10 protein-coding genes are annotated in these 11994 nt (G+C 48.3%); 1 reads left to right on the top strand and 9 read right to left on the bottom strand.

All coding sequences use genetic code 11. The features are described from left to right. Positions 1-6: 6 nt before the first annotated feature. The 3 genes from ychF to polA form a co-directional block, all read right to left on the bottom strand. Positions 7-1110, bottom strand: a complete 1104-nt coding sequence (ychF, locus tag H6A28_RS04275; protein WP_204475524.1) for a redox-regulated ATPase YchF — start codon at positions 1108-1110, stop codon at positions 7-9. Between the two features lie 256 nt (positions 1111-1366). Continuing rightward, positions 1367-1753 carry a DUF3836 domain-containing protein gene (locus tag H6A28_RS04270; RefSeq protein WP_204475523.1) on the bottom strand — a complete coding sequence of 129 codons (387 nt, stop codon included), beginning with the start codon at positions 1751-1753 and terminating at the stop codon, positions 1367-1369. Between the two features lie 152 nt (positions 1754-1905). Beyond that, complete coding sequence (gene polA, locus H6A28_RS04265) at positions 1906-4674, bottom strand: DNA polymerase I (protein ID WP_204475522.1); 2769 nt, start codon at positions 4672-4674, stop codon at positions 1906-1908. Between the two features lie 94 nt (positions 4675-4768). Here polA and H6A28_RS04260 point away from each other — a divergent pair, with 94 nt between their 5' ends. Next, positions 4769-5743: a polyprenyl synthetase family protein gene (locus tag H6A28_RS04260; protein WP_204479028.1), complete on the top strand. Its 975-nt coding sequence runs from the start codon at positions 4769-4771 to the stop codon at positions 5741-5743. Between the two features lie 87 nt (positions 5744-5830). On the opposite strand, the gene deoC is transcribed toward H6A28_RS04260, so the two are convergent. The 6 genes from deoC to mnmG form a co-directional block, all read right to left on the bottom strand. Further along, positions 5831-6784: a deoxyribose-phosphate aldolase gene (gene deoC / locus H6A28_RS04255; protein WP_204475520.1), complete on the bottom strand. Its 954-nt coding sequence runs from the start codon at positions 6782-6784 to the stop codon at positions 5831-5833. A 7-nt stretch (positions 6785-6791) separates the two neighbouring features. Beyond that, on the bottom strand, positions 6792-7112 hold the full coding sequence (locus H6A28_RS04250; RefSeq protein ID WP_204475519.1) for a nucleotide pyrophosphohydrolase: 321 nt from the start codon (positions 7110-7112) through the stop codon (positions 6792-6794). Between the two features lie 2 nt (positions 7113-7114). Next, positions 7115-7567 carry a D-aminoacyl-tRNA deacylase gene (gene dtd, locus H6A28_RS04245; RefSeq protein ID WP_204475518.1) on the bottom strand — a complete coding sequence of 151 codons (453 nt, stop codon included), beginning with the start codon at positions 7565-7567 and terminating at the stop codon, positions 7115-7117. A gap of 33 nt (positions 7568-7600) precedes the next feature. Next, positions 7601-9433: an excinuclease ABC subunit UvrC gene (gene uvrC / locus H6A28_RS04240; protein ID WP_204479026.1), complete on the bottom strand. Its 1833-nt coding sequence runs from the start codon at positions 9431-9433 to the stop codon at positions 7601-7603. 100 nt (positions 9434-9533) lie between these two features. Further along, positions 9534-10058 carry an adenine phosphoribosyltransferase gene (locus tag H6A28_RS04235; RefSeq protein ID WP_204475516.1) on the bottom strand — a complete coding sequence of 175 codons (525 nt, stop codon included), beginning with the start codon at positions 10056-10058 and terminating at the stop codon, positions 9534-9536. Between the two features lie 57 nt (positions 10059-10115). Further along, positions 10116-11987, bottom strand: a complete 1872-nt coding sequence (gene mnmG / locus H6A28_RS04230; RefSeq protein ID WP_204475515.1) for a tRNA uridine-5-carboxymethylaminomethyl(34) synthesis enzyme MnmG — start codon at positions 11985-11987, stop codon at positions 10116-10118. Between the last annotated feature and the right edge of the window lie 7 nt (positions 11988-11994).

The raw sequence follows: 11994 nt of genomic DNA, 5'->3' as shown, positions 1-11994 counted from the left end.
TGAGTTTTATACATTGAAGCGGAAGTGCATGATGTCACCGTCTTCCACGATGTAATCCTTACCTTCCACATTGAGTTTTCCGGCCTCGCGTACGGCAGCTTCTGAACCGTAGTGGATGAAGTCGTCATACTTGATGACCTCGGCGCGGATAAAGCCTTTTTCAAAGTCGGTGTGGATGACACCGGCACACTGCGGAGCTTTCCAGCCTTTGTGGAAGGTCCATGCGCGGACTTCCATCTTTCCGGCCGTGAAGTAAGTCTCCAGGTTCAGTAGCTTGTAGGCAGCCCGTATCAGTCGGCTCACGCCCGATTCTTCCAGCCCGACTTCCTGCAGGAACATCTGGCGGTCTTCGTAGGTTTCCAGTTCGGCAATATCGGCTTCCGTTTTGGCGGCCACAATCAGGATTTCAGCTCCTTCGTCTTTGACCGCTTCGCGTACCTGCTCTACGTATTTGTTGCCACTTACTGCACTGCCTTCGTCCACGTTGCAGACATACAGTACCGGTTTGGAGGTCAGCAGGAAGAGGTCGTGTGCGATTTTCTGTTCGTCCTTTGATTCAAACTGTACGGTGCGGGCCGATTTTCCTTGCAGCAGGGCATCGCGGTAGCGTACCAATACTTCGTAGGTTTGTTTGGCCACCTTGTCACCGCCGGTCTGTGCTTGTTTCTGCACCTTCTGGATACGGCTTTCAATGGTTTCCAGGTCTTTCAGCTGAAGCTCTGTGTCGATGATTTCCTTGTCGCGCACAGGGTCTACACTTCCGTCCACATGGGTCACGTTTTCATCGTCAAAGCAACGCAACACGTGCAGGATGGCATCCGTTTCACGGATGTTGGCCAGGAACTTGTTGCCCAGTCCTTCTCCTTTGCTGGCTCCTTTCACCAGTCCGGCGATGTCCACAATTTCTACCGTAGTAGGAACGATGCGGTCCGGATCCACCAATTCGGCCAGTTTGTTGAGGCGGTCATCGGGTACGGTGATGACTCCTACATTCGGTTCGATAGTACAGAATGGGAAATTGGCTGCCTGCGCTTTCGCGTTGGACAGGCAGTTGAAGAGTGTCGATTTTCCGACGTTCGGCAAACCGACGATACCACATTGTAATGCCATAATTTATTGTTTGTTTTTAATCTATTTCTACAGATAATCCTCTAATTTTCTGCAAAGATAGTGAAAGCCTTGCGCAGAGGCAAATAGAAAACGCAGTTTTCTGAATTTGGCTATGCCGAGGCGCCTCCTGTCTTCTGTAAAGATGGGAAAAGCCGCACACCACCTTCTGTCCAAGCTGGGAGCATAAATACAAAGAGGCGCTTCCTCACGAAGCGCCTCTTTGTAAAGAAAGAGAGTTTATGAATTTTTTATTTAATCATTTATCCATGGTAACGGTCATTTCAGGAATCAGAATGAAATCGTTCTTCTTGGAATTCCATTTGTAGTATTCAGTAGTTACACTCTTGTTGTCGTAAGTATACCGGATACACAAATCATTTTCCCAGCAGTTGTCGCTTGCATCCCATTTCTGCGACATATTTTCTGTCATTTGGTTATTGGCATTATACTTGTAACTATATCTCATATAGTTTGTCAGCATGTTGCCATCTTTCTTATATACAGTTTCAGAAACTTTTAATCCGTTTACTTCTTCTGCATTGTAAATCAAATTATTATTCATCTTTTCAGCGTAAGTTGATACACTTGCGATGAAAGTCATAACCAAAACAACCAAACACTTTGCTAAACTTGTCTTTTTCATATCTTTTGTATTTTAAGGTTTTACTTACTTTTTGTTCCTTTTGACAGTGCAAATGTAGTAAAAGCTTTGATATGTTGTATGGTTTACCGCGAAAAAATGCGATAAATTAGCAAAATGTCACGAATTAAGCATTTGTTAACAAATTGAATGGGTTAGTGTGCTTCCAGCCAATTTTGTCCCCAACCATAGTCTGCACGCAGTGGAGCTTTCATTTTGTAAGCTGCTTCCATTTCGGATATCACAATTTGCTGTACTTTTTCTTTTTCTTCAGGCAAGACGCTGAAATTGAGTTCGTCGTGTACTTGGAGAATCATCTTTGAACGGATACCTTCTTCTTGGAAGCGGCGGTAAATTCGGATCATGGCTACCTTAATAATATCAGCTGCACTCCCTTGAATCGGGGCGTTGATTGCATTTCGTTCAGCATAGCCTCTGACTACCGCATTTTTGGAGTTGATGTCGGGCAGATAGCGTTTGCGCTTGAAGATGGTTTCGATGTAACCTTTCTCTCGTGCCTGACGGATACTTTCATCCATGTAAGCCTTCACTTTTGGATAGTTCTCAAAGTAACCGTCAATCAGTTCCTTGGCTTCTTTCCGGTCGACGTTCAGGCGTTCGGCCAATCCAAAGACTGAAATACCGTAAATAATGCCGAAATTGGCGGTTTTGGCCTTGCTGCGTTGTTCGCGGGTCACGTCCTCCAGTTTTACCTTATATATTTTAGCTGCGGTGGCTGCATGAATGTCCTGTCCTTTCTGGAAAGCTTCTATCATGTGAGGGTCACCACTCAGGTGAGCCATGATGCGTAATTCAATCTGAGAATAGTCGGCCGAGAAAAATTCACATCCTTCATCGGGGATAAAGGCTTTGCGGATTTCTTTTCCGTCCTCGTTGCGAATAGGAATGTTCTGTAAGTTCGGATTGCTGGAACTCAATCGTCCGGTGGCTGTGACCGTCTGGTTGAAAGAGGTGTGAATACGTCCCGTTGCCGGATTGATCAGTTGGGGGAGGGCATCAATGTAAGTGCCTAACAACTTTTTCAGGCCTCGGTGTTCTAAGATTTTTTCAACAATCTCGTGCTTGCCTTTCAGGCTTTCCAGTACTTCTTCCGAAGTGACGTATTGCCCTGTTTTGGTTTTCTTGGCTTTTTCCACAATCTTCAAGCGGTCGAAGAGCACCTCACCAACTTGTTTGGGAGAAGCGATATTGAATTCCATTCCGGCCAGTTGATATACCTCTTTCTCGATTTGGTTCATGCGGGCTGTAAAATGACGGGAAGTCTCTTTCAAGGCTTCCGGATCGATACGGACTCCTGTACGTTCCATGTAGGCCAGTACCGGCATAAGGGGCATTTCAATTTCCTCAAACAATTTCTCGACTCCGTTTTCCACCAGTTCCTTCTCAAGTACGTGTTTCAACTTGAGGGTGACATCGGCATCCTCACAAGCGTATTTGTAGACATCCACCGGAGGCAGGTCTCGCATGTTGCCCTGTTTCTTTCCTTTCGGACCGATGAGTTCTTCAATCTTGATGGTTTCGTAGTGCAAGTACACTTCTGCCAGGTAGTCCATGCCGTGGCGCAGTTCAGGCTGCAGTACATAATGGGCAATCATGGTGTCGAACATCTTTCCTTGCAGGGTTACTCCGTAATGTGCCAGCACATTCAGGTCATACTTGATGTTCTGCCCGATTTTGAGCGAATGGGGATTTTCAAAGGCGGGTTTAAATATATTCACAATTTTAAGAGCTTCTTCACGATTGGACGGTACAGGTACATAAAAAGCCTGATTTTCGGCAAAACTGAAGCTCATTCCCACCAGTTCGGCGGTGATAGGGTCTACTCCTGTGGTTTCCGTGTCTAAACTGAAAAAATCTTGAGCAAGTAATTTTTGGGCTAAAATCTCCATTTCTTTTTGATTGTCAATCAGTTGGTAGTCGTAGGAGAGAGATTCTAACCTCGTGAGAGTTGAATTTTTGGCATCGCCCGTATCTTCCTGCGCAAATAAGCCAAAGAGATCGGGTTGAGCGGCGGAGGAAGAAGGAGCCTTCTGTTCGGTTTTGAGTACCCGGTCAATCAGGGTCCGGAATTCCAGCATTTCGAATAAACGGCGTAACTCTTCTTCGTTGGGGGCTTCCCTTTTTAGTGCTTCCATGTCGAGGGCAATGGGCACATCCGTTTTGATGGTTGCCAGGAATTTGGAGAACGTAATCTGTTCCTTGTTTTCTTCTACCTTCTTTTTAAGAGCTCCTTTCAGTTCGTCAGTATGCGCTAACAGGTTCTCGATGCTCCCGAATTGCGCAATCAGTTTCTGGGCGGTTTTTTCTCCTACGCCGGGACAGCCGGGAATGTTGTCGGCTGTATCTCCCATCAGCCCCAGCATGTCGATGACCTGTAGGGGAGACTCGATGTCGAATTTAGCTTTGACTTCCTTGACTCCCATGACCTCGAAATCTTTGTCGCCGTATTTCGGACGGTACATAAATACACAGTCGCTCACCAGCTGACCATAATCTTTGTCGGGGGTCATCATGTAAGTGGGGATACCTTTCTTTCCGGCTTCGGTAGCCAGTGTGCCGATTACGTCGTCGGCTTCATAGCCTTGCACCTCCAGAATAGGAATATTGTAGGCACGGATAATATCTTTGATGATAGGGACAGACTGCCGGATGGCTTCCGGCGTTTCTTCCCGCTGAGCTTTGTAGGCTTCATAAGCTTCGTGGCGAAACGTAGGTCCCGCAGGGTCGAAAGCAATACCGATGTGTGTCGGGTTTTCTTTTCGCAAGACCTCTTCCAGTGTGTTGACAAATCCCAGGATGGCCGAGGTATTCAGCCCTTTGGAATTGATACGGGGATTCTTGATAAAGGCGTAGTAGGCACGGTAAATCAGTGCATAAGCGTCTAATAGAAATAGTTTCTCCATTCGTGTAAAAATATTAAGATTTTTCATGTAAAAGTACAAAAAAATACGGTATTCGGTCTTTTATTATTACTTTTGTGGGCTTAAATGAATGTACATGAACAAAATTGAGTTAATAAAGCAGCCTGTAGAAAAGGAATTGGAAGAATTCAGAACGCTTTTTGAGAGTTCTTTGACCAGTACAGACCCTTTACTGGGAGAAGTGCTGTCGTACGTAAAGAAACGGAGTGGAAAGATGATGCGTCCGATACTGGTGATGCTGATGGCGAAGTTGTTCGGTACATTAAACGATTCTACCTTTCATGCGGCCTTGTCGCTCGAGTTGCTTCATACGGCCAGTCTGATTCACGATGACGTGGTAGACGAAAGTGACAAACGCCGTGGACAGTCCTCAGTCAATGCAATCTATAATAATAAAGTATCTGTGCTGGTGGGCGATTACATGCTGGCTACAAGTCTGAAGCATGCGGCTCATACCGGTAAGGTAGAGTTGGTGGAACTGGTGGCTTGTCTGGGACAAGAGCTTTCGGAAGGGGAGATTCTTCAGTTGGGAAACACCGGCAAGGAAGATTTTGCGGAAGACACCTACTTTGATATTATACGGAAGAAAACAGCCGCCTTGTTCAAGGCCAGTGCGCAAAGTGGGGCGGTATCTGTAGGAGCCTCTTCAGAAGAGTCGATGAAAGCGGCACTTTTTGGTGAAATGATAGGAATCGCTTTTCAGATAAAAGATGATATCTTCGATTATTTTGAAAGTCCTGAGTTAGGTAAGCCGACAGGTAACGACATGCTGGAAGGTAAGCTGACGTTGCCGGCGTTGTATGTGTTGAACAAGCTGCACGATGCTTCCTTGAAGGAACTGGCGTTGCAGATACGCGCTTTGCATGCATCGAAAGAAGAGATTGCCCAGTTTGTGGAGACGGTGAAGAAGGAGGGAGGCATTGAGTATGCTACGCAGAAAATGTATGAGTTCCGCGAGAAGGCTCTTTCACTTCTGCCGGCTTCTACCGATGAGGCGATTCGTACTTCACTCACTGCTTATATTGATTACGTCATCGAGCGAAATAAGTAGTTCATACTACCAATCATAATAAATGCCCCTTTCTGCTGCGGTTTTCCCGCGATAGAAAGGGGCATTTCCTGTTTTTTTATGTGTCCTTTAGAAGAACTTGGTTTCACTGCCTACAATCTCTGAAAGCAGGAGATTGGCCAGACGGCTGGTGCCCAAACGGAATCGTTCGTTGGTCAGCCATTCTTCACCCAACAGTTCTTTCACAATGGTATAATAAACCAACGCATCGTGTACGGAGTTGATGCCGCCTGCCGGTTTGAAGCCTACTTTCCGGCCTGTTTCCAGGAAGTATTCCTTGATGGCTTGGCACATCACATAAGCCGCTTCCGGAGTGGCTGCCGGTTTTTCTTTTCCAGTAGAAGTCTTGATGAAGTCTGCTCCGCAATACATGGAAAGGATGGAAGCTTTCTTGATGTTCGACGCACTGCCCAAGGCACCTGTTTCCAGGATTACCTTCAGGTGTTTGTCACCGCACACTTCTTTCAGTTCTTCGATTTCATCGCACATGCCTTCGTAGTCTCCGCTCAAGAATTTGCCCACTGAAATCACGATATCGATTTCATCGGCGCCGGCATGCAGTGCCATGGCGGTTTCAGCTACCTTTACTTCGATGAACGTCTGTGAGGAAGGGAATCCTCCCGATACGCAGGCAATCTTGACATCATCTGCTTCCAGAGTATCATTGACAATCTCGGCCATGTTGGGGTAGACGCAGATGGCGGCCACGTTCTTCAGGTCCGGATAGCGGTCTACAAATTCATTCACTTTTTCGGTAAACTTCATCACGCTCGTTTCACTGTCCGTGCATTTCAGCGTGGTCAGGTCGATGCAGTTGAAAAGGAATTTCTTTACCTCCAGGGTGTTGTTTTCTTCCAGATGCTTTTCGATGAGCTTTGCTGTCTTTTCAGCGATTTCATCGTCATTCAGCTTCGTATTGTACTTGTGCAATGCTTCGTCATACTTGCTGGTCTGGTTCGGGTTTTCTCTTTCGTCCTCGGGGTTGTATCCATATCCGTCCCCATGTTCGCGATAATGTTCCATACTCTTATTATAGTTTAGGGTTGTTTTTATGTCTGTCTTTGTCACGGTTTGTCTTTTTCTCCAGATTCTTGCGGAAAGCCTCGGTCAGGTCCACTCCCGTCTGGTTGGCCAGGCAGAGTAGAACCCAGAGCACATCCGCCATTTCATCGCCTAAGTCCGTCTTTTCTCCGGTCTTGAACGACTGGTCGCCGTAGGTCCGTGCCATGATGCGGGCCAGTTCTCCCACTTCTTCGGTGAGCACGGCCATGTTGGTCAGTTCACTGAAGTATCTCACTCCATACGTCTTGATCCACGTATCTACCGTTTTCTGTGCTTCTTCCAGTGTCATAGTTATTCTTTGTTTTTGGTATCCATGCAGATGGTTACCGGTCCGTTATTGATCAGTTCTACTTTCATGTCGGCTCCGAATTCACCGGTTCCTACCTCTTTTCCGAGGGCGATGCTCAGTTCGTTACAGAAGTAATTGTAAAGAGGAATCGCTGTTTCATGTCCTGCCGCCCGGATGTAGGAAGGACGGTTTCCTTTCTTGGTCGAAGCCATCAAGGTAAACTGGCTGATGACCAGAATTTCCCCTTGCACATCCAGAATCGATTTGTTCATCACTCCGTTTTCATCGTCAAACACGCGCAGGTTGACAATCTTCTTGCAGAGCCAGTCGGCATCTTCCTGGGTGTCGGCTTCCTCAATGCCGACCAGTACCATGAAGCCCTCTTTTATGGCCGATTTGCATGTCCCGTTGATGGTCACGGAGGCACGCGTCACACGTTGTATAACTACTCTCATGATATTCGTTTTCTTTCTACAAAAATACGCATTTTATTTGGATTCCGACAGCGATTCCTTGACGCTTTTCGCCGCGCTTTCTCCGACGACCTCTGCAATTTCCTCCAAGGTTGCCTGGCGGATGCGGGCCACGCTTTTGAATTTCTTCAGCAGGGCGGTTTTCCGTTTCTCTCCGATGCTTTTGATGGTGTCGAGTGCCGAAGCTATCTGACTCTTGCTTCGCTTGTCGCGATGGAATGTGATGGCAAAACGGTGTACCTCGTCCTGTATGTTTTCCAATAAGTGGAACAGGGGAGTACCTTGTTTGATGCCGAGCGTCTGTGGTGGAAATCCATATAGAATCTCAGAGGTCCGATGCCGGTTGTTCTTGGCCAGTCCCACAATGGGAATTTGCAGGTGCAGTTCATCTTCTATGACTTCTCGTACGACTTCCATTTGTCCCTTTCCACCGTCGGTCAGAATCAGGTCGGGCAGTTCGCCTTGTTCTTCCAGAATGCGGGAATAGCGGCGTCGCACCACCTCCTGCATGGAGGCATAATCGTCGGGACCCACCACGGTTTTGATAAGGTATTTGCGGTAATCCTTTTTGCTGGGCTTGGCCTTTTTGAACACCACGCAGGCCGCCACAGCATCCGAACCTTGGATGTTAGAGTTATCGAAACATTCGATGTGGTTGGGCATTTTCTCCAGGTGGAGCTGTGCCTGGATTTCCTTCATCAAGCGTACACTCCGTTGTTCTGGATTCAGCTTTTCTGCCTGTTTCAACCGGTCTACCTTATATTGCTTCACATTCATCAACGAAAGATCGAGCAGGTGTTTCTTTTCGCCTCGCTGGGGTACGGTGAATGTTACCCCGTTCATTTCCATATCCAGCTCGAACGGTACGATAATTTCCTTGGAGGTACTCTTGTAACGCTCCCTCATTTCCACGATACCGAGCGAAAGCAGCTCTTCTTTGCTTTCGTTCATTCGCAGTTTGTATTCAAAGGTGAAGGCTTGGTTGATGCATCCGTTGGTGATGTGCAGGTAATTGATGTAAGCCGTGTTTTCATCCGTTTCTATTGAGAACACATCAATCTGGTGCAGGGTCGCACTGACCACTTCGCTCTTGGCTCGGTAGCTTTCAATAAGCAGGTATTGCTCTTTGATTTTCTGTGCTTCCTCAAACCGCATTTCGCCGGCCAGTCGCTTCATCTCTTCCATTAGGGCGTTGCTTACGGCCTGTGTGTTTCCCTTCAACAATTCTTTTGCCTGTGCGATGTGTTGCATGTATTCCTCGTGCGACTGCTGGCCGATGCAGGGACCCAGGCAGTTCTTGATGTGGTATTCCAGACATACCTTGAACTTCCCCTGTGCGATGTTTTCAGGCGTCAGGGCGAGGTGGCAGGTGCGTAGCGGATATAACTTCTTGATCAGTTCCAGGATGGCTACCATTGAAGGAATATGGCTGTAAGGACCGTAGTAGGTAGACCCGTCGCGAATGATTTTCCGGGTCTTGTAGATACGCGGAAAATACTCGTTGCTGACGCAGATGGAAGGGTAGGTCTTGTCGTCTTTCAACAGCACATTATAGCGCGGCTTGTATTTCTTGATGAGGTTGTTCTCCAGCAGCAGGGCATCCTCTTCCGTGTTGACTACGATGTAGCGGATGTCCGCAATCTTCGACACCAGCATCCGCGTCTTGGCCGACTGGTGGTCCTTGGAAAAATAAGAGTACACCCTCCGTTTCAGGTTCTTGGCTTTCCCTACATAAATGATGACTCCCTCCTTGTTCAAGTATTGGTAAATGCCCGGACCGTCCGGCAGGTTCAGCACAATTCCCTTCAGGTATTCGCGGGTATTTTCTTTCTTTTCTACCTCTTCCATGGTTGCTTTTTAGGGTTGAAAAGCAGCCTTCCCTGCAGGGGCTTTCCGCTCCTCGCAAAGAAGGCTGCTTGGATTTTTTTGTATTACGCCGAAGCGATTTTTACAGCTTCAGCAGGGTAGTGACTTCTACGTTTTCGTCGAATGCTTTCCGGCCGTTCAGTCCTTCCAGTTCGATGACAAAGTTGACGTATGCTTGCTTCACTCCGCATCGTTTCACCAGTCGGTGAGCGGCTGCCATGGTGCCTCCCGTTGCTAACAGGTCGTCGTGCAACAGCACCACGTCGTCAGGGCTGATGGCATCTTTATGAATCTGGATGGTATCGGTGCCGTATTCCTTTGCATAGGTTTCTTCAATCACTTCAGCCGGCAGTTTACCCGGCTTGCGGGCCATGATGAAGCCTGCTCCTAAACGGGCTGCCAGAGCCCCTCCTAAGATAAATCCTCTCGATTCGATTCCCACTACTTTGGTGATGCCTTTGTCCTTGTACATCTCGTAAAGTTCGTCTATCATGCCCTGCAAACATTCCGAATTTTTGAAGAGGGTAGTGACATCGTAGAACAAGATGCCTGGCTTGGGAAAATCAGGAATTTCTCGGAGGTTTTTCTTTAATGTTTCTTTGTTCATATCCAGTGTTTTATATGTAATCTTTAAATAAATTGTTTCACGTGAAACATCGCTCGTTTAACGCCCTAACAGCACGAGCAGCACGTTGATGTCGCTGGGCGAAACGCCTGGGATACGGCTGGCTTGTGCCAGGGTCTCTGGGTCTATCTTCACGAGCTTCTGGCGTGCTTCGGTCGACAGGGATTGGAGGTTGGCGTAGTCGAACCGGCCCTTGATGCGGATGGTCTCCAACCGGTGAATCTTGTCGGCAATGGTTCGCTCCCTGTCAATGTAGCCTTTGTACTTGATACGGATTTCGGCGGCCTCTATAATCTCTTCTTTCCGGTCTTCAATCTTGTCCAGCTCGGCCTGGAACGCGGCGATGTGTGGCGCAATGTTTTCGATGGTAATCTGTGGGCGACTGATTAAATCCACCAGCTTGCATCCATGAGTAAGTCGGGCCGTGCCCAGGCTTTCCAGCGCGTCATTAATCTTGTCGGCCTTTACCGAGAAGTTGTTCACGAAGTCTACCAGATGGTCGATGGCTTCCCGCTTCTTTTGGAAGATGGCATACCGGTCTTCTTTTACCAATCCTAATTGATAAGCACGTTCTGTCAGTCGCATGTCGGCATCGTCCTGACGAAGCAGGATACGGTATTCGGCTCTTGAGGTAAACATACGGTACGGCTCGTCCACACCCTTCGTTACCAAGTCGTCAATTAATACGCCGATGTACGCTTCATCACGTCCTAATACGAAAGGCTCTCCGCCATGGCAGTTCAGGTGGGCGTTGATACCGGCAATGATTCCTTGTCCGCCGGCTTCTTCGTATCCGGTCGTACCGTTCACCTGTCCGGCAAAGAACAGGTTCTTCACCACCTTCGATTCCAGTGTATGCTTCAGCTGGGTCGGGTCGAAATAGTCGTATTCGATGGCATATCCCGGACGGTATACTACCAGATCTTTGAAGCACGGAATCTTCTTCAAAGCCTCTAACTGAATCTCCATCGGCAGCGAAGAAGAGAATCCATTCAGGTAAAGTTCGCGGGTCGTTTCCCCTTCCGGTTCCAGGAAAAGCTGGTGTTGCGGTTTGTCGGGGAAGGTCACGATTTTGGTCTCGATGCTCGGGCAGTAACGTGGTCCGATGCTCTTGATTTGTCCGTTGAAAAGGGGAGAGTCGGCCAGTCCTTTCCGCAAGGTGGCATGCACTTCCTCGTTGGTGAAGCACGTCCAGCATTGCAGTTGCTTCAGGTGACGCGGCTCGCTGATGAACGAGAAACGGTGGAAATCATTTTCTCCGTCCTGGGTGTCCATCAAGTCGAAGTGAACGCTCTTGCCGTCGATGCGGACCGGTGTACCCGTCTTCATTCGCCCGGCCGTAATGCCGTGGCGGGTGATGGATTCGGTGAGATGATACGATGCCGGTTCCGCACAGCGTCCGCCGGGCAGCATCTTGTGGCCGATGTGCATCAGTCCGTTCAAGAACGTACCCGCGGTGAGTACGATACATTTGGCATGGAACGTCACGCCCCAGCAAGTCACCAGTCCCGTCACTTCTCCGTTTTCTACCAGCAGTTCCTCTACGGTGTCCTGCCAGATATGCAGGTTCGGCAGATTCTCGAGCACCTCTCTCCAGGCCCAGATAAACTTGCCACGGTCGCATTGCGCACGCGGGCTCCACATGGCCGGACCCTTGGAACGGTTCAGCATGCGGAACTGGATAGCCGTCTTGTCGGTCACGAGTCCCATGTATCCGCCTAAGGCATCAATCTCTCTCACGATTTGTCCCTTGGCAATACCTCCGACGGCCGGGTTGCAGCTCATCTGTCCGATTTTGTTCATGTCCATGGTAATCAGGCAGGTCTTTGAACCCAAGTTGGCGGCGGCCGCTGCGGCCTCGCATCCGGCATGACCGGCTCCGATTACGATTACATCATACTTGAAATCCATTCGTTTT

It is taken from the genome of Bacteroides mediterraneensis (assembly GCF_016900355.1).
Classification (GTDB): domain Bacteria; phylum Bacteroidota; class Bacteroidia; order Bacteroidales; family Bacteroidaceae; genus Phocaeicola.
This window is presented reverse-complemented; position numbering and strand designations above follow the sequence as displayed.

Bases quoted from the DNA above. Each gene is read 5' to 3' on its own strand.
- ychF (WP_204475524.1), bottom strand. From the start codon at position 1,110: ATGGCATTACAATGTGGTATCGTCGGTTTGCCGAACGTCGGAAAATCG.
- H6A28_RS04270 (WP_204475523.1), bottom strand. From the start codon at position 1,753: ATGAAAAAGACAAGTTTAGCAAAGTGTTTGGTTGTTTTGGTTATGACT.
- polA (WP_204475522.1), bottom strand. From the start codon at position 4,674: ATGGAGAAACTATTTCTATTAGACGCTTATGCACTGATTTACCGTGCC.
- H6A28_RS04260 (WP_204479028.1), top strand. From the start codon at position 4,769: ATGAACAAAATTGAGTTAATAAAGCAGCCTGTAGAAAAGGAATTGGAA.
- deoC (WP_204475520.1), bottom strand. From the start codon at position 6,784: ATGGAACATTATCGCGAACATGGGGACGGATATGGATACAACCCCGAG.
- H6A28_RS04250 (WP_204475519.1), bottom strand. From the start codon at position 7,112: ATGACACTGGAAGAAGCACAGAAAACGGTAGATACGTGGATCAAGACG.
- dtd (WP_204475518.1), bottom strand. From the start codon at position 7,567: ATGAGAGTAGTTATACAACGTGTGACGCGTGCCTCCGTGACCATCAAC.
- uvrC (WP_204479026.1), bottom strand. From the start codon at position 9,433: ATGGAAGAGGTAGAAAAGAAAGAAAATACCCGCGAATACCTGAAGGGA.
- H6A28_RS04235 (WP_204475516.1), bottom strand. From the start codon at position 10,058: ATGAACAAAGAAACATTAAAGAAAAACCTCCGAGAAATTCCTGATTTT.
- mnmG (WP_204475515.1), bottom strand. From the start codon at position 11,987: ATGGATTTCAAGTATGATGTAATCGTAATCGGAGCCGGTCATGCCGGA.